Below are 24,477 nucleotides of genomic sequence, written 5' to 3'. Positions count from 1 at the left end.
CGGCTGCGGGATCGCACGGGTGGCGCGCCCGCTCTCCTACGTGGAGGGGGCCGGGCTCGCATGGAAGCCCTGGGAGATCGTCCCCACGGTGTGCTTCGGGGCGGGTTCCGGTCTCGTGCTCGGCCTCGTCCTGTACGCGGTGGTGGTCAGGGCACGACGGGGAACGCTGCGGCGTCGCCGTCCGGGCCCACCAGGTCGTACGGATCGGGGAGTTCCGGTGCCCGCGGCGGAACCGAGCCGTCCGAGCGCCCGCTGATCTCGTCCGCCGGGGTGAAGCCGCGGGCGATGGCGCGGCCCTTGTTCAGACCCCGGTGGACGGCCTGCGCGACCCGCTCCACGGTGCGTACGCCGTACGACATCGACGGGTTGTCGTGGCTCAGGACGGCGAGGCGGTAGGTGCGGCCGCTGCCGGTGAAGACGCCGATGCTGTGGATCCGCCAGCCGTGCGTGGCACGCGGCAGCCAGCCGTTCTTCAGGTGGGCGCGCAGCCCCCGCGGCATGCCCGCCGTCACGCCCCACCGCTGGTCCTTGCGCACCTCGCCCATCAACTTCAGGGCGTAGGAACGGGACTTGAGGAACGAGTGGGGATTCGTCAACGCCCCGAGCAGCCGCAGCTGGTCGGCGGCGGTGGTGCGGGTCAGGCCCCAGTAGCCGTACGGGCCAAGGCTGGTGCGGGTGGTGCCGGCGCGGTTCAGGGTGGCGGCGAGGGAGGGCTGGCCCACGTCGTTCCACAGGCGGCTCGCGGCCATGTTGTCCGAACTGTGGATCATGGGGCGGATGTTGCGCCGCTCCCAGCCGGTGAGCGGGCGCCCCCACGCCTCGGCCCGCCGCAGCGTCGCCTCCATGATCAGGACCTTGACGATGGACGCCGAGTCGTACCGGATGCCTTCGCCGAGGACACAGCTCGCCCGGGTCCGGTCGTCGTACAGGGCCAGCGACACGGTGCCGCTGCGCTTGGCCAGAGCGGCGCGCAGGTCGCGGGTCAGCTGTTTCGCCAGGGCGGGGTTGTTGGGGGCGCGACAGATGGGGGTCCGCTCCGCGGCGGTCGCGGTGGGGGCGGCGCTCAGGAGTACCGCGCCCAGGAGTGCGGCTGCGGCCAGGGTGACGGTGCGTCTGTGCGGCATTGGCCCATCGTGGGGGCCGGTCCCGTGGCGGGGCGCGGTGTGACGGCTGAACGGGGGTGTGGCTTCACGCCTGCGCGCCGTGGCTCCGCCGGTGCGCCGTGGCTCCGCCGGTGCGGTGGGCGGCTGCCGGCCGGTGGGGCTTCTCGCGCAGTTCCCCGCGCCCCTGGGATGCGCACTTCGTGCGGCATCCCATCAGGGAAGGCAGCGGCGAAGCCGCAGCTTTCAGGGGCGCGGGGCTGTGTCATTAGCGGCTCCGCCGCGGGGCGCGACCAGCCCCCACCGGCCCGCACCCGGCAACGCAACAGGACCCGGCAGACGCACCCCGAAAAAACGGGGCGGCACCAACCGGCGCCGCCCCGTCATACGTCCCGCCCGCCGGAGGCTAGTGCGCCGCGGACTCCCAGTCCGTGCCGAGCCCGACCGACACGTCAAGCGGCGCCCGGAGGGCAACCGCCGCGGCCATCTCGCGCCGGACCAGCTCCTCCGCGGCCGCCGCCTCACCGGGGGCGATCTCCAGGACGATTTCGTCGTGGACCTGGAGCAGCATCCGGGAGGTGAGACCGGCCTCGGTGAGCGCCTTGTCCACGTTCAGCATCGCGATCTTCACGATGTCGGCGGCGGTGCCCTGGATCGGCGCGTTGAGCGCCATGCGCTCGGCCATCTCGCGCCGCTGCCGGTTGTCCGAGTTCAGGTCGGGCAGATAGCGGCGGCGGCCCAGCATCGTCTCCGTGTACCCGGTGGCCCGCGCCTCGTCGACGACCCGCCGCAGGTAGTCCCGTACGCCGCCGAAGCGCTCGAAGTACGTGTCCATCAGGCCGCGCGCCTCGCCCGGGTCGATGTTCAGCTGACCGGAGAGGCCGAACGCGGACAGGCCGTACGCGAGCCCGTACGACATCGCCTTGATCTTGCGGCGCATCTCCGCGTCGACCGCGTCCCGCTCCACGCCGAACACCTGGGAGGCGACCGTGGTGTGCAGGTCCTCCCCCGAGTTGAACGCCTCCAGGAGGCCCTCGTCCTCGGACAGGTGGGCCATGACGCGCAGCTCGATCTGGCTGTAGTCGGCGGTCATCAGGGACTCGAAGCCCTCACCGACCACGAAGCCGCGGCGGATGGCGCGTCCCTCGTCGGTACGGACCGGGATGTTCTGCAGGTTCGGGTCCGTCGACGACAGCCGGCCCGTCGCCGCCACCGTCTGGTTGAACGTCGTGTGGATGCGGCCGTCCGCGGCGATCGTCTTGATCAGGCCCTCGACCGTGACGCGGAGCTTGGCCTGCTCGCGGTGGCGCAGCATGATCACGGGCAGCTCGTGGTCGGTCTGCGTGGCCAGCCAGGCCAGCGCGTCCGCGTCCGTCGTGTACCCGGTCTTGGTCTTCTTCGTCTTCGGCAGGTCGAGCTCGCCGAAGAAGACTTCCTGGAGCTGCTTCGGGGAGCCCAGGTTGAACTCGTGGCCCACGGAGGCGTGGGCCTCCTTCACCGCCTGCTGCACGGCGCCCGCGAACATCTGCTCCATCGACTCCAGGTGGGCGCGGTCGGCGGCGATGCCGTGCCGCTCCATGCGCGCCAGGAGCGTGGAGGTGGGAAGTTCGATGTCGGTGAGCAGCTCGGCCGCGCCGACCTCCTTGAGGCGCTCGCCGAACGCCTCGCCCAGGTCGAGGATCGCGCGGGCCTGCACCATGAGCGCGTCGGCCTCGGCCTGGTCGTCCTCGTCGGTGCCGAAGGCCAGCTGCCCGTCGGCTGCACCCGCCGGGGCGAGCTCGCGGCCCAGGTACTCCAGGGACAGCGCGTCGAGTGCGAAGGAGCGGCGGCCGGGCTTGACCAGGTACGCGGCGAGCGCCGTGTCCATGGTGATGCCGTCCACGCTCCAGCCGTGCTCGGCGAAGACCCGCATGACCGTCTTGGCGTTGTGCAGGACCTTCGGCTTCTTCGCGTCGCCCGCCCACTTCGCGAACGCCTTCTCGTCGGCCTCGTCGAGCGCCGACGGGTCGAACCAGGCGGCCTCTCCCCCGGCGGCGGCCAGCGCGACCTCGGTCACCGAACCGGCGCCGAGCGCCCACCCGTCTCCCGCCGCCGCCCCTCCAACGAGGCGCTTTGCGCCGCCCCCCTTGTTCGTGTCGACGGTCGCCATGCCGAGGGCGGCCTTGCCGTGCTCGGCCAGCCACGGCGCCAACTCGCCGGTGGCGAGCACCTTTCCGTCCACGTCGACGCCCGGCTCGGCCGGTGCCTCCTCGGCCTCGGCGGCGCCCGGGTCGACGGCGAACAGGCGCTCGCGCAGCGACGGGTTACGGATCTCCAGGGTGTCCAGGATCATCGCGATCGCGGTGCGGTCGTACGGCGCACGCTCGAGGTCCTGGACCGTCCCCGGCAGCTCGACGTCGCGCACCATCTCGGTCAGGCGGCGGTTCAGCTTCACGGCGTCCAGGTGCTCGCGCAGGTTCGCCCCCGCCTTGCCCTTGACCTCTTCGGCGCGCTCGACCAGCTCGGCGAACGAACCGAACTGGTTGATCCACTTCGCGGCCGTCTTCTCGCCGACTCCGGGGATGCCCGGCAGGTTGTCCGACGGGTCGCCGCGCAGCGCGGCGAAGTCCGGGTACTGGGCCGGGGTCAGGCCGTACTTCTCCTCGACCTTCTCCGGCGTGAACCGCGTCAGCTCGGAGACGCCCTTGGTCGGGTACAGCACCGTCACGTGGTCCGTGACCAGCTGGAAGGAGTCCCGGTCGCCGGTGACGATGAGGACGTCGAAGCCGGCGGCCTCGGCCTGCGTGGCGAGCGTGGCGATGACGTCGTCGGCCTCGAAGCCGTCCACGGCGAAGCGCGGCGTGTGCATCGCGTCGAGCAGCTCACCGATGAGCTCGACCTGCCCCTTGAACTCGTCCGGGGTCTTCGACCGGTTCGCCTTGTACTCGGTGAACTCCGCGGAGCGCCACGTCTTGCGGGACACGTCGAACGCGACCGCGAAGTGCGTGGGCGCCTCGTCGCGCAGCGTGTTCGCCAGCATCGACGCGAAGCCGTAGATCGCGTTCGTCGGCTGGCCCGTCGCCGTCGTGAAGTTCTCCGCGGGCAGCGCGAAGAACGCCCGGTACGCCAGCGAGTGCCCGTCCATGAGCATCAGGCGGGGGCGTCCGCCTGTGCTGTTGCCTGCTGCCTCGGTCGCCGTCTTTGCTGCTTTCTCTGCCACGTCCCCGATCCTGCCAGACCCCACTGACAGTCCGGTCCACACCGGACCGACCCGGGGCGCTGTCAGCCGTCCGTGCGAGGATCGGAGACGCAGCTCACAGCACGCCCGCAGGACCCGCTCGAAGGGGAGCACGACATGGCCAGCAAGCCGCCCGCATCGGACCCGGTTCAGGACGCACCGCAGGTCGCGGCGCCGCAGCACCACGCCGCCGGGCTCCCCGCCGTCAAGCACAGCCTCAAGATGGCCCGCGAGCAGATGGGCGTGAAGCGCACGGCGCTGACGCTGCTGCGGGTCAACCAGAAGGACGGCTTCGACTGCCCGGGCTGCGCCTGGCCCGAGCCGGAGCACCGGCACGCGGCGGAGTTCTGTGAGAACGGGGCGAAGGCGGTCGCCGAGGAGGCCACGCTGCGCCGGGTGACCCCCGAGTTCTTCGCCGCGCACCCGGTCGCCGACCTGGCGAACCGGTCCGGGTACTGGCTGGGCCAGCAGGGCCGGCTCACCCACCCCATGTACCTAGCGGAGGACGCCGAGCGCTACGAGCCGGTGACGTGGGAGCGGGCCTTCGACATCATCGGCGAGGAGATCGAGGCGCTCGCCTCCCCCGACGAGGCGGTCTTCTACACGTCGGGGCGGACCAGTAACGAAGCGGCGTTCCTGTACCAGCTGTTCGCCCGCGAGTTCGGCACGAACAACCTGCCCGACTGCTCGAACATGTGCCACGAGTCGTCCGGTTCGGCCCTCACGGAGACCATCGGCATCGGCAAGGGCAGCGTCCTGCTCGAGGACCTCTACAAGGCGGACCTGATCATCGTCGCCGGGCAGAACCCGGGCACGAACCACCCGCGCATGCTCTCCGCCCTGGAGAAGGCCAAGGCCGGCGGCGCGAAGATCATCTCCGTGAATCCGCTGCCGGAGGCGGGACTCGAGAAGTTCAAGAACCCGCAGACCCCGAAGGGCCTCACCAAGGGCGCCTCGCTCACCGACCTGTTCCTGCAGATCCGCCTCGGCGGCGACCAGGCCCTCTTCCGCCTCCTGAACAGGCTGATCCTCGGCACACCCGGCGCCACCGACGACGCGTTCATCGCCGAACACACCCATGGCTACGAGGAGTTCGCCGAGGCCGCCCGCGCCGCCGACTGGACGGAGACCCTCGAGGCGACCGGCCTGTCCCGCGCCGACATCGAGCGCGCCCTGGAGATGGTCCTCGCCTCCCAGCGCACCGTCGTGTGCTGGGCGATGGGCCTGACCCAGCACAAGCACTCCGTGCCCACGATCCGCGAAGTGGTCAACTTCCTTCTGCTGCGCGGCAACATCGGCCGCCCGGGCGCGGGCGTCTGCCCCGTGCGCGGCCACAGCAACGTGCAGGGCGACCGCACCATGGGCATCTTCGAGCGGCCCGCGCCCGCCTTCCTGGACGCCCTGGAGAAGGAGTTCGGCTTCGCGCCGCCGCGCGAGCACGGCTTCGACGTCGTCCGGGCGATCCGCGCGCTGCGCGACGGCGAGGCGAAGGTCTTCTTCGCCATGGGCGGCAACTTCGTGGCCGCGTCGCCCGACACCGACGTCACCGAGGCCGCGATGCGCCGCGCCCGCCTCACCGTCCACGTGTCGACGAAGCTGAACCGCTCGCACGCCGTGACCGGCGCCCGCGCCCTGATCCTGCCGACCCTCGGCCGCACCGAGCGCGATCTGCAGGACAGTGGCGAGCAGTTCGTCACCGTCGAGGACTCCATGGGCATGGTGCACGCCTCGCGCGGCCGCCTGGCGCCCGCGAGCAGGCACCTGCTGTCCGAGCCGGCCATCGTCGCCCGCCTCGCCCGCCGCGTCCTCGGCCACGAATCCCGCACGCCCTGGGAGGAGTTCGAGAAGGACTACGCGACGATCCGCGACCGCATCGCCCGCGTCATCCCCGGCTTCGAGGACTTCAACGCGCGCGTGACTGCGACTGCTGGACGCCCTGGCGGCTTCGCCCTGCCGCACGCGCCGCGCGACGAGCGCCGCTTCCCCACCACCACCGGCAAGGCCAACTTCACGGCGGCCCCGGTCGAGTACCCGCGCCTCCCGAAGGGGCGCCTCCTGCTGCAGACCCTGCGCTCGCACGACCAGTACAACACCACCATCTACGGCCTGGACGACCGCTACCGCGGCATCAAGAACGGCCGCAGGGTGGTCCTGGTCAACGACGAGGACGCGCGCGAGCTGTCCCTCGCCGAAGGCTCCTACGTCGACCTCGTCAGCGAGTGGAGCGACGGCGTCGAGCGGCGCGCGCCCGGCTTCCGCGTCGTCCACTACCCGACGGCCCGTGGCTGCGCGGCCGCCTACTACCCGGAGACGAACGTGCTGGTCCCGCTGGACGCCACCGCGGACACCAGCAACACCCCCGCCAGCAAGTCCGTCGTGATCCGCCTGGAACAATCGGGAACCCACTGAGCGTTTGCTCAGCCAGCGTAGAAACAGCAGGCACGACGGACGGAGCCGGGCCCCATGGGCGAGCAGAACCACGTGAAGTTCCCGCAAGAGGTCATCGACGAGTACGCAGCGCTCGGCATCGACCTGACCTCCCTGTTCTCCGCCGGTCACCTCGGCACCCGCATGGGCATCGAGATCAAGGAGGCGTCCGCGGACCGCGTCGTCGCCACGATGCCCGTCGAGGGCAACACCCAGCCGTACGGCCTGCTGCACGGCGGGGCCTCCGCCGTCCTCGCCGAGACCATCGGCTCGGTCGGTTCGATGCTGCACGGCGGCATCGGCAAGCTCGCCGTCGGCGTCGACCTGAACTGCACGCACCACCGCAGCGCCCGCTCGGGCCTGGTCACCGGCGTGGCCACACCGGTGCACCGCGGGCGCACCACGGCGACGTACGAGATCGTCATCACCGACGAGCAGGACAAGCGGGTCTGCACGGCCCGCCTGACCTGCGTCCTCAAGGACTCCCCGATGAGCGCTACGAGCGAGACGGCGCCACCGGCAGCGTGAGCGACCCTGCCCCGGCGCGCACGGCCATCGTCGTGCCCGCCGGGTAGCGCAGCGTGTAGTCGTAGTCGGTCGAGATCAGCACCACGCCCAGCCGGTGCCCGGCCTTGAACACGTAGTCCTGCGGCTGCAGGTCCCAGCGCAGCCGGTACTCGCGCCCCTCGACGACCTTGGACTGGTGCGCGTACGAGACGCGGTTGCGGGCGTCCAGCCAGCCCCGCGTCACGATCTTGAAGTCGGCCGTCTGCACCGCGTGCTTCGACCGGTACGCACAGCCGGTCTCGCCCGGCGTCCCCGGCACGCCCTCGCCGTAGCAGACCTGCTGAGAGGTGTCGGTGACCGTGCCGGACGTGGCGCGGGTGTCACGGCCGTAGTCGACGAGCAGCGCGGTCACGTACGGCGACGTACCCGACAGTGACGCGCGCACGTCGACCGTCGGCACACCGTTGACGCGAACGTCCTTGTCCAGTACGCCCGTTGTGTACGCGAGCCGGTTCGGGTTCGCCGCGTCCGGCTGCGCCACCAGCTGTTCGGCGGGGACCGTGCGGCCCGCGTCCGTCAGCGACTGGACGGCGGCGGGTCTCGCGGTGCGGCCGAGCGTGCCGTCGGCGCGCAGCCGCAGCGTCGTGTCCCGGGTGCCGCGGGCTGGCCAGTCCGACTGCTGCTGCCAGCTGAAGTCGGCCTGCTCGACGTCGACTTGGGGCTCGTCGAGCACGCCGTTGTCGATGTCGTAGAGCCAGTAGTCGAACCAGTGGTGGACCTGGCGCAGCCACTCCTCCATGCGCAGCGGCATCGGGTTGGCGTGCCCGGCCTGGTGCAGCCACAGCTTGCGCGGCACGTGGTTCTCCTTCAGTGCCTGCCACAACCGTCCCGCGTTCTTGGTCTTCACGTTCCAGTCGTTGAGGCCGTGGACGACGAAGACGCCCGCCTTGATCCTGCCGGCGTCCTTGAGGTAGTCGCGCTCGTCCCAGTACGCCGACCAGTCACCGGTCGCCCGGTCCTGGTCGCGCTCCAGCGCGTCGAGGACCGGCTTGCAGATCTCGCGATCCGCGCGCGAGTACACGTACCTGGCCAGCACGTCGGTGTCCTCGCCCTGGTACGTGCCGGGCGCGACGACGCCGCCGTTCGCCCGGTAGTAGTCGTACCAGGAGGAGATCCCGGAGATCGGCACGATCGCCTTGAGGCCCTCGACTCCCGTGGTGGCGACGGCAGTTGGCAGGGTGCCGTTGTAGGAGATGCCCATCATCGCGGCGTTGCCGGTGGACCAGTCGGCGCGCACCGGGTTCCCGTCGGGGTCCCAGCCCTTGGCACGACCGCCCAGCCAGTCGATCGCGGCCTTCGCGCCCAGCGTCTCGTTGCGCCCGCCGGAGGTGGGACAGCCGGTGGAGCCGCCGGTGCCGAGGCTGTCGACCTGGGCGACGGCGTATCCGCGGGGCAGGAAGTAGTTGTCGTAGTAGCCGGAGTACGCGGTCGCAGGACCGGTCAACCCGGGCTGCCCGGAAGCCCGTTGAGGTGCCACGGGAAGGCCGTCCTCATCCAGGTCCACCCCGTGGTTCGGGACGTCGTTGCCACCCGCCCAGTACGGGCTCGCCTCGACGATCGTGGCGACCTTCAGCCGCGCCGTGTCGGTCTCCTCGGGCCGCAGGATCCGCATCCGTACGGTGTCGCGCCTGCCGTCCCCGTCGCTGTCGACCTCCGTCTGGATGTCGACCTGCTGATAGACGGCGTCGGCCCGGGAGAAGACGGGTTGCGTCTCGTGCCCCGATATCTTCAACCGCGCCTGTTCTGCGGGCTGTTGGGCGGCGTACGCGGACGGCGCGGCCAAGGTCGCGACCAGCGCGCACACCACGGCCACGCCACGCCTGCGACGTGCGCTCGTGCCGGTGGATCTCACCATCGTGCCTCCAAGGGCGCGGTACGGGAGTTCACTCGCGGGACGCCGGTATTCCACCGCGCGCAGCGACTCCCCGCCAGATGGCCTCAGTTGGGGCCGTCTGCAGGTCGGCGGGAAAGACACGGCTGCGCGCCGTGGAGGCGTCCGAGCGCACCCGACCGCTGCACCGTCATCGCCAGTCGCGCCCCGCGGCGGAGCCGCCGATGACACAGCCCCGCGCCCCTGAGATGCACGCACGTCGTGCGGCGTCCCCTCGACCAGCCCCCCACACACACACACACCCGCACCCGCACCCGCACCCGGCAACAAGACCCAGCCCCGCTCATTGGCGGAGCCCCCCACTCCGGCTTACCGTCCAGGCATGACCGGCATCGGGCCCGTCGAGCCCTACGACCCCCAGGGCACCCCTCCCGCCACGACGCACCTCGACACCATCGGCTCCAACTCCCCGCGCCTGACCGACCTTTGGACCACGCTGCCGCCGCGGCGTCGCCGCATCGCCGCCGGGATCCTCGCCCTCGCCGCGGCCACCACCGCACTGCTCGTGCTGCGACCCACCCCCGCCGACCCCACCCCCTCACCGTGGCCCGCGACCACCACGACCCTGGAGTACGACGGGCCCGCCCTGGACAACGGCGCCTTCCGCTTCACCGTGCACGTCCGCACCGGCAGTCCCGTGACCATTCGTCAGCTGGAGTCCTGGCTGCCCGAGTTGGGCGCCTCCACCACGCCCCGGCTGCCACTGACAGTGAAGCCCGGAGAGCCGGGGACCCTCACCGTGTGGTTCGCCATCTACTCCTGTTCGGGCCTGCCGCACGGCATCGACATCCCCCAACTCGACCTGGTGCTGCGCAATCAGCGCGCACAGCAGCAGCACAGTTTCCTCTTCGGCGGCGCCTTCGCCCGCGACCTGTGGTCGTTCCTCGGTGCCAACTGCGGACCCGCCCTGCCACCCGAAGCGCCGGCCCCGCCCGCCGGGAACCCCCACACCCCGCCCGGGACGATCTCACATGTAGGTAACACTCAGTTACCTCTGTCGCAATGAAGCAATGCGAACCTCAGCGCGCCGCCCGCACGCCTCCCCCGCCCCCGACCCGCCCCCGTCGCGCGCACAAACCCCGCGCACCCCGCACCGACCAAGATCAACTCAAGTTCCGTACCGGAACTGCGAGTTCTCGGCATGTGAACAACTCGGTGCCCGTGCCCCCTATCCCCTTACGCCCCAATCGTCCGCACTGCACCCACCCGAACTCGCCCCGGCATAACAAGAGCGTCACAGCCTGCCCACCGCGGCTCCCCCACCCCCTTACCTGCGCTTATAGTCACGGCCAGTCACCGCGCCGCCGGGCGCGTCCATTGCACGGCCCCTGTACCACCCAGTACGGCCCGGCGAGACTCACGGCCCCCATCCCGGGGACCGCGCCAGGGAGAGGAATGATCGTGCGACACCGTTCTCTGCTCATACTCACCACCGTGCTCACCACCGGAGCACTCACGCTGACCGCCTGCGGATCGCGCGACGACAAGGGTGACGGCGACAAGGGCGGCAGCAACACCACCGTCGTGATCGGCGTCGACGCGCCCCTGACCGGCCAGAACTCCGCCACCGGCCTCGGCATCAAGTCCGGCGTCGAGATCGCCGTCAAGGACGCCAACGAGAAGAAGCTCGTCCCCGGCGTCACCTTCGAAGTGAAGGCCCTCGACGACAAGGCCCTGCCGCCCACCGGCCAGCAGAACGCCTCGCAGCTCGTCGCCGACAAGAACGTCCTCGGCGTCGTCGGCCCCCTCAACTCCGGTGTCGCACAGACCATGCAGAAGGTCTTCGCCTCCGCCAACCTCGCCGAGATCTCGCCGTCCAACACGGCCCCGCCGCTCACCCAGGGCAAGGACTGGGTCTCCGGCAACAAGGTGCGCCCGTTCAAGACGTACTTCCGCACCGCCATCACCGACGAGGTCCAGGGCGGCTTCTCCGCCGACTACGTCTACAAGACCCTCAAGAAGAAGAAGGTCTTCGTCGTCGACGACAAGCAGACCTACGGCGCCGGCCTCGCCGGCATCTTCGCCAAGAAGTTCAAGGAGCAGGGCGGCCAGGTCGTCTCCACCGACCACGTCAACGTGGGCGACAAGGACTTCGCGACCCTCGTCACCAAGATCAAGAACTCCGGCGCCGAACTGCTCTACTACGGCGGCCAGTACGACGAGTCGCAGGTCCTCACCAAGCAGCTCAAGGACGCCGGCGCCAAGATCCCGCTCATGGGCGGCGACGGCATGTTCACCCCGACCTACATCAAGACCGCCGGCAAGGCCGCCGAGGGTGACCTCGTCACCTCCGTCGGCGTCCCCGTCGACACCCTGCCCGCCGCCAAGGACTTCATCGACAAGTACAAGGCCGGCGGCTACAAGGGCGACTACGGCACCTACGGCGGCTACTCCTACGACGCCGCCACCGCCATCATCAAGGCCATCGGCAACGTCGTGAAGGACGGCAAGGTCCCGTCCGACGCCCGCCAGAAGGTCGTCGACGAGGTCCAGAAGATCAGCTTCGAAGGCATCGCGGGCCCCGTCGGCTTCGACGAGTTCGGCGACACCAAGAACAAGCAGCTCACCCTGTACCAGGTCACCAACGGCGTGTGGAAGTCCGTCAAGACCGGCACGTACAACGCCAGCTGACTCACCATCAGCACTGAGTAGCACCCAGGGCCGCGCGGCCACGACGACCCGTCACCGCGCGGCCCTACCCCTATCCCCAGTCACTCTCCGCACCCACATGGAGGCCATGCGGTGCACACTCTGCCGCAACAGCTGGCCAACGGGCTGATTCTCGGCTCGATGTACGGCCTGATCGCCATCGGCTACACGATGGTGTACGGCATCGTCCAGCTCATCAACTTCGCCCACGGCGAGATCTTCATGACGGGCGGCTTCGGCGCCCTCACCACCTATCTCATCCTGCCCGACGGCACATCCATGTGGATTGCCCTCCCCCTCATGATCGTCGGCGGCGGACTCGTCGCCGTCCTCATCGCGGTGGGAGCGGAACGGTTCGCCTACCGCCCCCTCAGAGGCGCCCCACGCCTCGCACCCCTCATCACCGCCATCGGCCTCTCCCTCGTCCTCCAGCAGGCCGTCTTCAACTGGTACCCCGAGGCCGACAACGCCCGGAAATTCCCCCAACTCCCCGGCGGCCCCTTCAACATCACCGACAACCTCAAGATCCAGTCCGGTGAACTCTTCGTCCTCATAGCCGCCCCCCTCTGCATGGCGGCCCTCGCCTTCTTCGTCCGCACCTCCCGCACCGGCCGCGCCATGCAGGCCACCGCACAGGACCCGGACACCGCCCAGCTCATGGGCATCGACACCAACCGCATCATCGTCATCGCCTTCGCCATCGGCGGCTTCTTCGCCGCCGTCGCCGGCATCGCCTGGGGCTTCCGCGTCGGCAGCGTCAACTACGACATGGGCTTCGTCGCCGGCCTCAAAGCCTTCACCGCCGCCGTCCTCGGCGGCATCGGCAACATCTACGGCGCCATGCTCGGCGGCCTCGTCCTCGGCCTCGCCGAAGGCCTCGCCACCGCCTACATCGCCGACATCCCCGGCATGGAACAGTTCGGCGGCCAGGGCTGGGCCTCCGTCTGGGCCTTCGTCCTCCTCATCCTCGTCCTCCTGTTCAGGCCACAAGGCCTACTCGGCGAACGCGTCGCGGACAGGGCGTGACCGGCATGACCGACACCACGACGAAACCCCAGGCACCGGTGATCCCGCTGCCCGAAGGCGCCGCCCGCATCCTCATCGCCGTCGGCGCCGTCGCCACCCTCGCCTCCACCATGCTCTCCTGGACCTGGACCAGCGCCTTCCCCGGCGACCTCACCGTCACCGGCTACCCCGCAGGACTCCAACTCCTCACCCTCACCGGCGGCATCCTCACCCTCCTCTACGCCCTCACCCTCTGGAACGTACGAGGACTGCGCTGGCTCAACCCCTCCCGCGCCACCAGCCCCCTCTTCCTCATGGCCCTGGCCGCCTTCGCCGTCACCTGGTACACGGTCCTCGCCATCGCCATCGAACTCGGCGGCCTCGCCAACCTCGACCCCGGCGCCTACCTCGCCGCCGTCGCCACACTCCTCCCGGTCCTCGGCGCCCTCGCCCTGCCCCGCCCCGGCGACACCTGGAAGTCCTACTTCGCCAAGGCCGACCACATCCCCACCGCAACACCCGTACCCGCCTGGGCCGAACGCATCATCATCACCCTCGCGCTCGCCCTCGGCCTCATCGTCTTCACCTACGGCATCGGCACCCCCGACGACGAATACGGCGAAACCTTCAGCGGCTTCATGCTGCTCGTCATCTTCGCCGCCTGGGCCCTCTTCAGCGCCGGCCTCACCGACCGCTTCTCCACCCTCAACGCCCGCCACAAAGGCTTCGCCACCTCCATGGCGTTCCTCGCCGCGGCGATCTTCCCCTTCACCCAGTCCGAGGACCACAACGCCAACATCGGCGTCAACATCCTCATCTTCGCCACCGTCGCCCTCGGCCTGAACATCGTCGTCGGCCTCACCGGACTCCTCGACCTCGGCTACGTCGCCTTCCTCGGCGTCGGCGCCTACGCCGCAGCCCTCGTCTCCGGCTCCGAGTACTCCCGCTTCACCGGCACCCAATTCCCCTTCTGGGCCGCCGTACTGGTCGGCATGGGCGCCTCCCTCGTCTTCGGCATCCTCATCGGCGCCCCCACCCTGCGCCTACGCGGCGACTACCTCGCCATCGTCACCCTCGGCTTCGGAGAAATCTTCCGCATCGCCGTCAACAACCTCGACGGCTCCTCCGGCCCCAACCTCACCAACGGCCCCAACGGCATCGCCAACATCCCCGACCTCGAAATCCTCGGATTCAACCTCGGGAACCCCCACGACATCGCCGGCTTCACCCTCGGCCGCTTCGCCAACTACTTCCTCCTCATGCTGATCTTCACGGCCATCGTCGTGCTGGTCTTCACCCGCGCCGCCGACTCCCGCATCGGCCGCTCCTGGGTCGCCATCCGCGAGGACGAAACAGCGGCAACAGCCATGGGAATCAACGGCTTCCGCGTCAAACTCATCGCCTTCGCCCTCGGCGCCGCACTCGCAGGCCTCGCCGGCACGGTCAGCGCGCACGTCACCTACTCCGTCGTGCCCACCCCGTACCAGTTCGCCGGCGCCGCCCCGCCCAACTCCGCGTTCCTCCTCGCCGCCGTCGTCCTCGGCGGCATGGGAACCGTCAGCGGCCCCCTCCTCGGCGCCAGCCTCCTCTACCTCATCCCGGAGAAACTCAGCTTCCTCCAGAACTACGAACTCTTCGCCTTCGGCATCGCACTCGTCCTCCTCATGCGCTTCCGCCCCGAAGGCATCATCGCCAACCGCCGCCGCCAACTCGAATTCCACGAGACCGGCCAACTCGACATCCCCGAACAACAAAGCCTGCCCGAAGGCACCATCGGCGCCACCAAGGCGACCAAGGCAGGGGCGTGACACCACCATGACGAACACCGTGCTGGAAGCCAGCAACGTCACCATGCGCTTCGGCGGCCTCACCGCCGTCCGCTCCGTCGACCTCACCGTCAACGAAGGCGAGATCGTCGGCCTCATCGGCCCCAACGGCGCAGGAAAGACAACGTTCTTCAACTGCCTGACCGGCCTCTACATCCCCACCGAAGGCCAAGTCACCTACAAGGGCTCGGTACTCCCACCCAAACCCCACCTGGTCACCCAGGCAGGCATGGCCCGCACCTTCCAGAACATCCGCCTCTTCGCCAACATGACGGTCCTCGAGAACGTCCTCGTCGGCCGCCACACCCGCACCAAAGAAGGCCTCTGGTCGGCCCTCCTGCGCGGCCCCGGCTTCAAGAAGGCCGAACGCGCATCCGAAGAACGCGCCATGGAACTCCTGGAGTTCATCGGCCTCGCACACAAGCGAGACCACCTCGCACGAAGCCTGCCCTACGGCGAACAGCGCAAGCTCGAAATCGCCCGCGCCATGGCAAGCGAACCCGGCCTGCTGCTCCTTGACGAACCAACAGCAGGCATGAACCCCCAAGAGACCCGCGCCACCGAAGAGTTGGTCTTCGCCATCCGCGACAAGGGCATCGCCGTCCTCGTCATCGAGCACGACATGCGCTTCATCTTCAACCTCTGCGACCGAGTCGCTGTCCTGGTGCAGGGCGAAAAGCTGGTGGAGGGAACGAGCGAGGTCGTCCAAGGCGACGAACGCGTCATCGCCGCCTACCTCGGCACCCCCTTCGAAGGCGCCCCCGAGGACACAGCACTGCAGGAAGTCGAAGCGGCCGAAGTCCACGCCGCCGCCGAAGGCTCCCCGGAAGGAGAGGGCCAGTGACCGCCCTGCTCGAAGTCGAAGACCTCAAGGTCGCCTACGGCAAGATCGAAGCCGTCAAAGGCATCTCCTTCACCGTGGAAGAAGGCCAGGTCGTCACCCTGATCGGCACCAACGGAGCCGGCAAGACAACGACCCTCCGCACGCTCTCCGGCCTGCTCAAGCCCCTCAGCGGCAAGATCATGTTCAACGGACAGCCCCTCAACGGCGTCCCGGCCCACAAGATCGTCGCCATGGGCCTCGCCCACTCCCCCGAAGGCCGCCGCATCTTCCCCCGCCTGTCCATCGCCGAGAACCTCCAACTCGGCGCCTTCCTCCGCAAGGACGCGGCAGGCATCGAAAAGGACATGCAGCGCGCCTACGACCTCTTCCCCATCCTGGGAGAACGCCGCAAGCAAGCCGCAGGCACCCTGTCCGGCGGCGAACAGCAAATGCTCGCCATGGGCCGGGCCCTGATGTCCCAGCCCAAGCTCCTCATGCTCGACGAACCCTCCATGGGCCTCTCCCCGATCATGATGCAGAAGATCATGGCAACCATCGCCGAGCTGAAGTCCCAGGGCACGACGATCCTCCTCGTCGAACAGAACGCCCAGGCCGCCCTCTCCCTCGCCGACCACGGCCACGTCATGGAAGTCGGCTCCATCGTCCTCTCGGGCACGGGCCAGGACCTCCTCCACGACGAGTCCGTCCGCAAGGCGTACCTCGGCGAGGACTGACCCTCCCCTCGGCTCTACGCACATGAGGCCCGCCCCTTCTCAGGGGCGGGCCTCATTCACGTACGAGAGCGGGCGCAGGAGGTCAGCCCTTCGACGCCTTCTTCTCCGCGGCGTCCTCGATGACCGCCTCCGCAACCTGCTGCATCGAAAGCCGCCGGTCCATCGACGTCTTCTGGATCCAACGGAACGCCGCCGGCTCCGTCAGCCCGTACTCCGTCTGCAGAATCGACTTCGCACGGTCCACCAGCTTCCGCGTCTCCAGCCGCTGAGTGAGGTCCGCGACCTCCTGCTCCAACGTCTTGAGCTCGGTGAACCGCGACACCGCCATCTCGATCGCGGGCACCACATCGCTCTTGCTGAACGGCTTCACCAGGTACGCCATCGCGCCCGCGTCCCGGGCCCGCTCAACGAGGTCGCGCTGCGAGAACGCGGTCAGCATCAGCACCGGAGCGATCGACTCCTCCGCGATCTTCTCCGCCGCGCTGATGCCATCCAGCTTCGGCATCTTCACGTCGAGGATCACGAGGTCGGGCTTGTGCTCACGAGCCAGCTCGATCGCCTGCTCACCGTCACCGGCCTCACCCACGACGGTGTAGCCCTCTTCCTCGAGCATCTCTTTGAGGTCGAGGCGGATCAGGGCCTCGTCCTCGGCGATGACGACACGGGTCGTCAGCGGCGGGACGTGCGACTTGTCGTCGTCGGGCTGGGGCGACTCGGGGGCGGTCACGGGGGCGCTCCTTGGTTATGCAGGGCGGGGGTAGTGCTCCCAAGAGCGTACCTAGCTGCGGTATGGTGGTTCGCCAAGGGGGTGCCTACTCCCCTTTCTTTCTAAGGCCCCAGTACTCCAACTGGTTAGAGAGGCCGCTCTCAAACAGCGGACAGTGTGGGTTCGAATCCCACCTGGGGCACTTTTCCTTGGATTCCAAGGTCAGAACCTAGAAGCGGATGCTCACCTTCTCGTGAACATCCGCTTTTTGCTGCATGGCGTCACGATCCGCAACGCAGAGTGTCCGCATGTACGACATGGGCACACGCAAACGGGCACTCGCGCTGGTCGCGCAAGGGCGCAGCCTCAACGCCGTGAGCAAGCAGACCGGCATCTCCCGAGCGGCCATCCGCTCATGGCAATCGCGCATCGAGCCCCTCGGGCGTACAACGCCATGCCCGCGATGCCAGGACACACCAAGCCTCCCGGCCGATCCCGTCGCGTACGCCTACTTACTCGGCCTCTATCTCGGCGACGGTTGCATCAGCCATCTCCGGCGCAACACCCACTTCCTCCGCATCGCGTGCGCCGATGCCTGGCCCGGCCTGATCGACTTGTGCACCGAGGCCATGCAAGCCATCCGCCCGGACAACAAGGTCTTCCGCATCCAGAGGGAGGGTTGCCAGTACGTCACCTGCTACAGCAACCACTGGCCCTGCTTCTTCCCTCAGCACGGCCCCGGCAAGAAGCACCACCGCAAGATCGCCCTCGCCCCGTGGCAACAAGAGATCGTCGACGCGTACCCATGGGAGTTCATCCGGGGACTCATCCACTCCGACGGCTGCCGCATCACCAACTGGACCGAGAAGACCATCGGCGGCGAGCGCAAACGCTATGAGTACCCCCGGTACTTCTTCACCAACCTGTCAGCCGACATCATCCGCCTCTTCACCGACACCCTCGACGTAGTCGGCGTTGCCTGGAAGCAGGCCAACCGCCAGAACATTTCCATCGCCCGCAAAGCAGACGTAGCCCTCCTCGACCTCCACGTAGGCCCCAAACACTGACCCCGCAATGTGACCCGTCACACCACCCCCGCCCGCCCCCTGGGACCCGCCCCAATTCCCCCACCAGCTCTTGACCGCACCTCCCCCCTCACACGATGTTCGGGGTCACACCCACCCGTCGTCCGAAGAGGTACGCATGAGCCCGATCAACCGGCGCCGTTTCGTCGCGGCAGCGACAGGCGCTGCCGCGGCCGCCGTGGCCGTGAGCCCGGAGTCCGCGTTTGCCGCCGGCAGGCAGCACCACGGCAGCATCAGCGCGACGGACGAGGGTGACGTGAACTTCGACGACACGACCGACTTCACCAACGCCGACAAGGGCTTCATCGCCGCGCTCACCCCGGGCGTCGTGAAGAACTCGGACGGCAAGGTCGTCTGGGACAACGACGCGTACGACTTCCTGAAGAAGGGCGACGAGTCGGGCACCGTCAGCAAGAGTCTGTGGCGGCAGTCGCAGCTCGTCAGCAAGCAGGGGCTCTACAAGGTCACCGAGCGGATCTACCAGGTCCGCGGGCTCGATCTGTCGAACATGACGATCGTCGAGGGCGACACCGGCATCATCGTCATCGACCCGCTGATCTCCGCCGAGACGGCCGCCGCCGCGCTGAAGCTGTACCGGGACAACCGGGGCGACAAGAAGGTCACCGCCCTCATCTACACGCACCCGCACGTCGACCACTTCGGCGGCGCGTACGGCGTGCTGCCGAACGGGGCCCCGGCCGGGGTGCCGGTCGTCGCTCCCGAGGGTTTCCTCGAGCACGCGGTCTCCGAGAACGTGTACGCGGGTACGGCGATGACGCGCCGTTCCGTCTACATGTACGGCGCCCAGTTGCCCAAGTCGGCGAAGGGGCAGGTGGGTTGTGGTCTCGGGCAGAACGTGTCGCTCGGCACCGTGGGGCTCATTCCGCCGACCAAGAGCATCAGTGAGACCGGTCAGGTCGAGACGTTCGACGGGGTGCGGATCGAGTTCCAGATGACGCCGGGGACCGAGGCTCCCGCCGAGATGAACTTCGTGTTCCCCGATCTGCGGGCCGTGTGCATGGCGGAGAACGCGACGCACACGATGCACAACATCATTACCTTGCGTGGTGCGCAGGTGCGGGATGCCCGTGAGTGGGCGCATTACCTCAATGAGTCCATCGACCTGTTCGCGGGGCGCGTCGATGTCGCCTTCGCGTCGCACCACTGGCCCACCTGGGGCGGTGAGGAGATCTCCGAACTCCTCACTGAGCAGCGGGACTTGTACGCGTACATGCACGACCAGACGCTGCGGATGATCAACATCGGGATGACGGGGAAGGAGATCGCCGAGGCGATCGAGTTGCCGCCGGCGTTGCAGGGGTGGGCGAACCGTGGGTATTACGGGTCGTTGTCCCACAACGTGAAGGGCATCTATCAGCGGTACATGGGCTGGTTCGATGCGAACCCGGCGCATCTGTGGGAGCACACGCCCGTCGACGAGGCGAAGCGGTATGTGAAGGCGATGGGTGGGCGGGCCGCGACCATCACCAAGGCGAAGCTGTTCGCGCGGGAGGGTGATCTGCGGTTCGCCGCGACGCTGCTCAATCACGTCGTGTTCGCCGATCCGGAGAACAGGACGGCGAAGGCCGAACTGGCCGGGATCTACACCAAGTTGGGGTATGCGACGGAGAACGCGGTGTGGCGGAACTTCTACCTCACCGGGGCGATGGAGCTGACGGACGGGGTGAAGTCGGCAGAGTCGTCGACCGCGGGTCCGACCATGATGATGGCGTTGAGCGTCGATCAGCTCATCGATTCCGTGGCGATCCGGATCAATGGTCCGAAGGCCTGGGATCTGAGGATCAGGATGGACTGGAGCTTCCCTGCTCTGAACGCCGTCTTCCATCTGACGTTGCAGAACGGTGTGTTGACGTACAAGAGCGATGCGAAGGCCGACAGCGGTGCCGGTGTCACGCTCACCATGACCAAACCTCAGTTGCTCGCTCTGCTCGGTGGCAAGGGGCTCGGGGACATCAAGGTGTCGGGGGACGCTTCGTTGTTGCAGCAGCTGCTGGCTGTCGTCGACAAGCCGGATCCGAATTTCGCGATCGTCACGCCGTAGCCGCCTGAGGAATGAGGAATCAGGCGGGGGCCGCACCCGAGCCGATGGGGTGCGGCCCCAATTGCGTATATGCGCGGGCTACTTGGGGCTGTCGTCCTCGCCGATGTGGTGGACGCGGACCATGTTCGTCGAGCCGGAGACTCCGGGCGGGGAGCCGGCGGTGATGACGACGATGTCGCCCTTGGCGCAGCGGCCGATCTTCAGGAGTTGTTCGTCGACCTGGGCGACCATGGCGTCGGTGGAGTCGACGTGGGGGCCGAGGAAGGTCTCCACGCCCCAGGTGAGGTTGAGTTGGGAGCGGGTGGCCGAGTCCGGGGTGAAGGCCAGGAGCGGGATCGGTGAGCGGTAGCGGGACAGGCGCTTGACGGTGTCTCCGGACTGGGTGAAGGCGACGAGGAATTTGGCGCCGAGGAAGTCGCCCATTTCCGCTGCGGCGCGGGCGACGGCGCCGCCTTGGGTGCGGGGCTTGTTGCGTTCGGTGAGGGGCGGGAGGCCTTTGGCGAGGATGTCTTCCTCTGCCGCTTCGACGATGCGGCTCATCGTCTTGACCGTCTCGATGGGGTATTTGCCGACGCTGGTCTCGCCGGAGAGCATGACGGCGTCCGTGCCGTCGATGACGGCGTTGGCGACGTCGCTCGCCTCTGCCCTCGTCGGGCGGGAGTTGTCGATCATCGAGTCGAGCATCTGGGTGGCGACGATGACGGGTTTGGCGTTGCGCTTGGCGAGTTTGATGGCGCGCTTTTGGACGATCGGGACTTGTTCGAGGGGCATTTCGACGCCGAGGTCGCCGCGGGCGACCATGATGCCGTCGAATGCGGCGACGATGTCCTCGATGTTGTCGACCGCTTGGGGTTTTTCGACCTTGGCGATGACGGGGAGGCGGCGGCCTTCTTCGTTCATGATGCGGTGGACGTCTTCGATGTCGCGGCCGCTGCGGACGAAGGAGAGGGCGATGACGTCGGCGCCGATGCGCAGGGCCCAGCGGAGGTCTGCTTCGTCCTTTTCGGAGAGGGCGGGGACGGAGACGGCTACGCCGGGGAGGTTGAGGCCCTTGTGGTCGGAGACCATGCCGCCTTCGACGACTTTGGTGTGGACGCAGGGGCCGTCGACTCCGGTGACTTCGAGGCTGACTTTTCCGTCGTCGACGAGGATGCGTTCGCCGGTGGTGACGTCGGCGGCGAGTCCGGCGTAGGTGGTGCCGCAGCACTGGCGGTCGCCCTGGATGCCGTCTTCGACGGAGATGGTGAACTCGTCGCCGCGTTCAAGGAGTACGGGTCCTTCGCTGAAGCGGCCGAGTCGGATCTTCGGGCCTTGAAGGTCGGCGAGGACGCCGACGCTGCGGCCGGTCTCGTCGGAGGCCTTTCGCACGCGCTGGTAGCGCTCCTCGTGTTCGGCGTAGGTGCCGTGGCTGAGGTTGAAGCGGGCTACGTCCATTCCGGCTTCTACGAGTGCCTTGATCTGCTCGTACGAGTCGGTGGCGGGGCCCAAAGTACAGACGATCTTTGCTCGGCGCATGGTTCGAGCCTAGGCCCTACCGGTGGGTAGAGAATTGGCCGAGCGTGACTACTCAACAACCTTTGCATGAAGGGTTATTGACAAGCGTCGTTATGTTTTGAATTTGCGCGGAGCGGTGCTCGGATGAGCAATCCGGGGATGTTTGCTGGTGGTTACAGGGTGGGCGGGTGAAGGGTGAAGCGGGCGTTGACGGAGGCGTAGACGTGTTGGCGTTCGGGTTCGAGGTCGAGGGCGGGGGCCTCGGAGTCGTCGATGCCGCCTGCGAAAGCGGCGGCCTTGGACATGGGGGCCATGGCCCGGTCGAATCGGGCGCTGGGCCCTTCGGCGCCGATGTCGGCGAGTTCGACGAGGGCGGCGAGGCCGGTGCCGAGGGCGTCGGCGTATTCGCGGGCGCGCTGGACGGCTTCGTGGACGGCTTGGCGGCGGGCGGCGGCGTGCACGGGTGAGGTGGGGCGCAGGGACCACCAGGGGCCGTCGACGCGGGTGAGGTCGAGGTCGGCGAGGCGGGTGGTGAGTTCGCCGAGGGCGGTGAAGTCGGTGAGTTCGGCGCTGATGTGGACGCTGCCCTGGTAGGTGCGGATGCGTTCGCCGCGGCCGTGTTTGGTGAATTCGGGGGTGATGGAGAAGGCGCCGGTCTCGATCTTTTCGACGGCTTCTCCGTAGGTTTTGACGAGGTCGAGGACGGTGGTGTTGCGGCGGGTGAGGTCGTCGAGGGCGGTGCGGCGGTCGGTGCCGCGGGCGGTGACGGTGATGCCGATGCGGGCGAGTTCGGGGTCGGCTTCGAGGTGGGCTTCGCCGGTGACGGCGAGGCGGGGGTGCTCGGGGGTTCCGTAGGGGGTGCTCGGGTTCTGTCCGTCGTGGGTCATGGGTCCCACTTTGGCATGGTCTGGGTTCGATGGCAGGTCACCAGATCGAAACCTGTTGGGGCTGTTGCGGGTTGGGGTGCCTGGGCCAGAATCTGGCCAGTATCTACGCGCGTTACCAGGGTGCGTGATCGTACGAACGTCCCACAGTTCAGGTAGATCAGGTAGATCAGGCAGATGCAGATCAGGAGCCTTTCCATGCCGTTGAACCGCAGGTCCTTTCTGGGCAAGTCCGCCGCGACCGGTGCCGGTGTCGCGCTGACCGGTGCGGTGGTGGCGCCGTCGGCCGAGGCGGCGACCGCTGCGCACAAGCCCAAGAAGAAGAAGCGGTACTCCTTCACGGTGATGGGCACGACGGACCTGCACGGTCACGTCTTCAACTGGGACTACTACAAGGACGCCGAGTACAAGGACGCGGCGGGCAACGCGCAGGGTCTTTCGCGGATCTCGACGCTGGTGCAGCAGGTGCGCGAGGAGAAGGGCCGGCACAACACGCTGCTGATCGACGCGGGCGACACGATCCAGGGCACTCCGTTGACGTACTACTTCGCGCGCGTGGACCCGATCACGGCGGCGAACGGTCCGGTGCACCCGATGGCGCAGGCGATGAACGCGATCGGGTACGACGCGGCGGCGCTGGGCAACCACGAGTTCAACTACGGCATCGACACGCTGCGCAAGTTCGAGTCGCAGCTGAAGTTCCCGCTGCTCGGTGCGAACGCGGTGGACGCGAAGACGGAGAAGCCCGCCTTCAGGCCGTACGTGATCAAGAAGCTGCGGACGCCGCACGGCAGGGACGTGAAGGTGGCGATCCTGGGGCTGACGAATCCGGGCATCGCGATCTGGGACAAGGCGTACGTGCAGGGTGTGCTGAAGTTCCCCGGGATCGAGGAGCAGGCGGCGCTGTGGGTGCCGAAGTTGAAGTCGATGGGTGCGGACGTGGTGATCGTGTCGGCGCACACGGGTGCGTCGGGCACGTCGTCGTGGGGTGACCAGCTGCCGTACGTGGAGAACGCGGCGGCGAACGTGGCGAAGTCCGTGCCGGGGATCGACGCGATCCTCGTCGGGCATGCGCACGTGGAGATCGAGCAGCAGCTGGTGACGAACGAGGAGACCGGGAAGTCGGTCGTGCTGGCGGAGCCGCTGTGTTACGCGGAGCGGCTTGCGCTGTTCGACTTCGAGCTGGAGTGGGACAAGGGCCGCTGGTCGGTGGCGTCGGTGTCGTCGAAGCTGCTGAACTCGGCTTCGGTGGCGGACGACCCGAAGATCACCAAGCTGCTGCAGGACGAGCACGCGCTGGTCGTGAAGTACGTGAACCAGGTGGTGGGCCGGGCGACGACGACGCTGACGACGGTCGACGCGCGCTACAAGGACGCGCCGATCATCGACCTGATCAACAAGGTGCAGGCGGATGTGGTGACGGAGGCGCTGAAGTCGACGCAGTACGCGTCGCTGCCGGTGCTTTCGCAGGCGTCGCCGTTCTCGCGCACGTCGGAGATTCCGGCGGGTGACGTGACGATCCGGGATCTGTCGAGCCTGTACGTGTACGACAACACGCTGGTGGCGAAGTTGATGACGGGTGCGCAGGTGCGGGCGTACCTGGAGTTCTCGGCGGAGTACTTCGTGCAGACGGCGGCGGGTGCGGTGGTGGACGTCGACAAGATCACGAACGCGGGGAACCGGCCGGACTACAACTACGACTACGTGTCGGGTGTTTCGTACGACATCGACATCGCGCAGGCGGCGGGTTCGCGGATCAAGAACCTGAAGTTCAACGGTGCGGATCTGGATGACGCGGCGCAGTTCGTGTTCGCGGTGAACAACTACCGGGCGAACGGTGGTGGCGCGTTCCCGGGTGTGGCGACGGCGCAGGAGCTGTGGGCTGAGTCGACGGAGATCCGGACGCGGATCGCGGAGTGGGTGACGGCGAAGGGCGTCCTCGACCCGGCCGATTTCGCTTCGGTGGACTGGAAGTTGACGCGGGACGGGACGCCGGTGTTCTAGCTC

General features: G+C 68.2%; 17 protein-coding genes and 1 tRNA gene. 12 read left to right on the top strand and 6 right to left on the bottom strand.

Translation table 11 applies throughout. The annotated features are described in order from the left end of the window. Positions 1-146: 146 nt before the first annotated feature. Both ACIBUY_RS22465 and polA read right to left on the bottom strand, forming a co-directional pair. Positions 147-1,124 (bottom strand): serine hydrolase, encoded by a 978-nt coding sequence (locus ACIBUY_RS22465; protein ID WP_399153430.1) that lies wholly within the window; start codon positions 1,122-1,124, stop codon positions 147-149. Positions 1,125-1,506: 382 nt separating this feature from the next. After that, positions 1,507-4,230 carry a DNA polymerase I gene (polA, locus tag ACIBUY_RS22460; protein ID WP_399153495.1) on the bottom strand — a complete coding sequence of 908 codons (2,724 nt, stop codon included), beginning with the start codon at positions 4,228-4,230 and terminating at the stop codon, positions 1,507-1,509. 204 nt (positions 4,231-4,434) lie between these two features. Between polA and ACIBUY_RS22455 the strand changes: the two genes are divergently transcribed. Together ACIBUY_RS22455 and ACIBUY_RS22450 are read left to right on the top strand one after the other, a co-directional pair. Beyond that, positions 4,435-6,726: an FdhF/YdeP family oxidoreductase gene (locus tag ACIBUY_RS22455; protein ID WP_365564124.1), complete on the top strand. Its 2,292-nt coding sequence runs from the start codon at positions 4,435-4,437 to the stop codon at positions 6,724-6,726. 54 nt (positions 6,727-6,780) lie between these two features. Beyond that, positions 6,781-7,272: a hotdog fold thioesterase gene (locus ACIBUY_RS22450; protein ID WP_365564127.1), complete on the top strand. Its 492-nt coding sequence runs from the start codon at positions 6,781-6,783 to the stop codon at positions 7,270-7,272. On the opposite strand, the gene ACIBUY_RS22445 is transcribed toward ACIBUY_RS22450, so the two are convergent. After that, positions 7,241-9,166, bottom strand: a complete 1,926-nt coding sequence (locus tag ACIBUY_RS22445; protein ID WP_399153429.1) for a Xaa-Pro dipeptidyl-peptidase — start codon at positions 9,164-9,166, stop codon at positions 7,241-7,243. The two genes, ACIBUY_RS22450 and ACIBUY_RS22445, sit on opposite strands and share 32 nt — an antisense overlap. A 358-nt stretch (positions 9,167-9,524) precedes the next feature. Between ACIBUY_RS22445 and ACIBUY_RS22440 the strand changes: the two genes are divergently transcribed. From ACIBUY_RS22440 to ACIBUY_RS22415, 6 genes are all read left to right on the top strand, one after another. Next, on the top strand, positions 9,525-10,208 hold the full coding sequence (locus ACIBUY_RS22440) for a hypothetical protein (protein WP_365564132.1): 684 nt from the start codon (positions 9,525-9,527) through the stop codon (positions 10,206-10,208). Positions 10,209-10,597: 389 nt separating this feature from the next. Beyond that, complete coding sequence (locus ACIBUY_RS22435) at positions 10,598-11,833, top strand: branched-chain amino acid ABC transporter substrate-binding protein (RefSeq protein WP_399153428.1); 1,236 nt, start codon at positions 10,598-10,600, stop codon at positions 11,831-11,833. A 111-nt stretch (positions 11,834-11,944) separates the two neighbouring features. Beyond that, positions 11,945-12,877, top strand: a complete 933-nt coding sequence (locus ACIBUY_RS22430; protein WP_365564137.1) for a branched-chain amino acid ABC transporter permease — start codon at positions 11,945-11,947, stop codon at positions 12,875-12,877. A 5-nt stretch (positions 12,878-12,882) separates the two neighbouring features. Next, complete coding sequence (locus ACIBUY_RS22425) at positions 12,883-14,664, top strand: branched-chain amino acid ABC transporter permease (RefSeq protein WP_365564139.1); 1,782 nt, start codon at positions 12,883-12,885, stop codon at positions 14,662-14,664. 7 nt (positions 14,665-14,671) lie between these two features. Continuing rightward, positions 14,672-15,526, top strand: coding sequence for an ABC transporter ATP-binding protein (locus ACIBUY_RS22420; RefSeq protein WP_365564141.1), 855 nt, complete (start codon positions 14,672-14,674; stop codon positions 15,524-15,526). After that, a complete protein-coding gene (locus tag ACIBUY_RS22415; RefSeq protein WP_365564144.1) occupies positions 15,523-16,239 on the top strand; it encodes an ABC transporter ATP-binding protein in 717 nt (238 codons plus the stop codon). The genes ACIBUY_RS22420 and ACIBUY_RS22415 overlap by 4 nt, the downstream gene beginning before the upstream one ends. Before the next feature lie 82 nt (positions 16,240-16,321). Here ACIBUY_RS22415 and ACIBUY_RS22410 read toward each other — a convergent pair whose 3' ends face one another. Next, positions 16,322-16,966: a response regulator gene (locus tag ACIBUY_RS22410; RefSeq protein ID WP_365564146.1), complete on the bottom strand. Its 645-nt coding sequence runs from the start codon at positions 16,964-16,966 to the stop codon at positions 16,322-16,324. Between the two features lie 106 nt (positions 16,967-17,072). Between ACIBUY_RS22410 and ACIBUY_RS22405 the strand changes: the two genes are divergently transcribed. From ACIBUY_RS22405 to ACIBUY_RS22395, 3 genes are all read left to right on the top strand, one after another. Continuing rightward, a tRNA-Leu gene (locus ACIBUY_RS22405) sits at positions 17,073-17,147 on the top strand. A 106-nt stretch (positions 17,148-17,253) separates the two neighbouring features. Continuing rightward, entirely contained in the window at positions 17,254-18,012 is a 759-nt protein-coding gene (locus ACIBUY_RS22400; protein ID WP_399153427.1) for a transcriptional regulator, read from the top strand. A 136-nt stretch (positions 18,013-18,148) separates the two neighbouring features. After that, positions 18,149-20,092, top strand: coding sequence for an alkyl/aryl-sulfatase (locus tag ACIBUY_RS22395; RefSeq protein ID WP_399153426.1), 1,944 nt, complete (start codon positions 18,149-18,151; stop codon positions 20,090-20,092). A gap of 78 nt (positions 20,093-20,170) precedes the next feature. Here ACIBUY_RS22395 and pyk read toward each other — a convergent pair whose 3' ends face one another. Both pyk and ACIBUY_RS22385 read right to left on the bottom strand, forming a co-directional pair. Continuing rightward, positions 20,171-21,607: a pyruvate kinase gene (pyk, locus tag ACIBUY_RS22390; RefSeq protein WP_365564155.1), complete on the bottom strand. Its 1,437-nt coding sequence runs from the start codon at positions 21,605-21,607 to the stop codon at positions 20,171-20,173. A gap of 152 nt (positions 21,608-21,759) precedes the next feature. After that, positions 21,760-22,473, bottom strand: a complete 714-nt coding sequence (locus ACIBUY_RS22385) for an SIMPL domain-containing protein (protein ID WP_365564157.1) — start codon at positions 22,471-22,473, stop codon at positions 21,760-21,762. A gap of 195 nt (positions 22,474-22,668) precedes the next feature. Between ACIBUY_RS22385 and ACIBUY_RS22380 the strand changes: the two genes are divergently transcribed. Further along, entirely contained in the window at positions 22,669-24,474 is a 1,806-nt protein-coding gene (locus tag ACIBUY_RS22380; RefSeq protein WP_399153425.1) for a bifunctional metallophosphatase/5'-nucleotidase, read from the top strand. The last annotated feature ends 3 nt before the right edge of the window (positions 24,475-24,477 follow it).

It is taken from the genome of Streptomyces sp. NPDC050085 (assembly GCF_044460595.1).
GTDB lineage: Bacteria > Actinomycetota > Actinomycetes > Streptomycetales > Streptomycetaceae > Streptomyces.
This window is presented reverse-complemented; position numbering and strand designations above follow the sequence as displayed.

What these genes read in the sequence shown, in the direction of transcription:
- ACIBUY_RS22420 (WP_365564141.1), top strand. Translation starts at nt 14,672, where the DNA reads ATGACGAACACCGTGCTGGAAGCCAGCAACGTCACCATGCGCTTCGGC.
- ACIBUY_RS22435 (WP_399153428.1), top strand. Translation starts at nt 10,598, where the DNA reads ATGATCGTGCGACACCGTTCTCTGCTCATACTCACCACCGTGCTCACC.
- ACIBUY_RS22445 (WP_399153429.1), bottom strand. Translation starts at nt 9,166, where the DNA reads ATGGTGAGATCCACCGGCACGAGCGCACGTCGCAGGCGTGGCGTGGCC.
- ACIBUY_RS22385 (WP_365564157.1), bottom strand. Translation starts at nt 22,473, where the DNA reads ATGACCCACGACGGACAGAACCCGAGCACCCCCTACGGAACCCCCGAG.
- ACIBUY_RS22400 (WP_399153427.1), top strand. Translation starts at nt 17,254, where the DNA reads ATGTACGACATGGGCACACGCAAACGGGCACTCGCGCTGGTCGCGCAA.
- ACIBUY_RS22465 (WP_399153430.1), bottom strand. Translation starts at nt 1,124, where the DNA reads ATGCCGCACAGACGCACCGTCACCCTGGCCGCAGCCGCACTCCTGGGC.
- ACIBUY_RS22380 (WP_399153425.1), top strand. Translation starts at nt 22,669, where the DNA reads ATGCCGTTGAACCGCAGGTCCTTTCTGGGCAAGTCCGCCGCGACCGGT.
- ACIBUY_RS22450 (WP_365564127.1), top strand. Translation starts at nt 6,781, where the DNA reads ATGGGCGAGCAGAACCACGTGAAGTTCCCGCAAGAGGTCATCGACGAG.
- ACIBUY_RS22440 (WP_365564132.1), top strand. Translation starts at nt 9,525, where the DNA reads ATGACCGGCATCGGGCCCGTCGAGCCCTACGACCCCCAGGGCACCCCT.
- ACIBUY_RS22395 (WP_399153426.1), top strand. Translation starts at nt 18,149, where the DNA reads ATGAGCCCGATCAACCGGCGCCGTTTCGTCGCGGCAGCGACAGGCGCT.
- ACIBUY_RS22425 (WP_365564139.1), top strand. Translation starts at nt 12,883, where the DNA reads ATGACCGACACCACGACGAAACCCCAGGCACCGGTGATCCCGCTGCCC.
- ACIBUY_RS22455 (WP_365564124.1), top strand. Translation starts at nt 4,435, where the DNA reads ATGGCCAGCAAGCCGCCCGCATCGGACCCGGTTCAGGACGCACCGCAG.
- polA (WP_399153495.1), bottom strand. Translation starts at nt 4,230, where the DNA reads ATGCTCATGGACGGGCACTCGCTGGCGTACCGGGCGTTCTTCGCGCTG.
- pyk (WP_365564155.1), bottom strand. Translation starts at nt 21,607, where the DNA reads ATGCGCCGAGCAAAGATCGTCTGTACTTTGGGCCCCGCCACCGACTCG.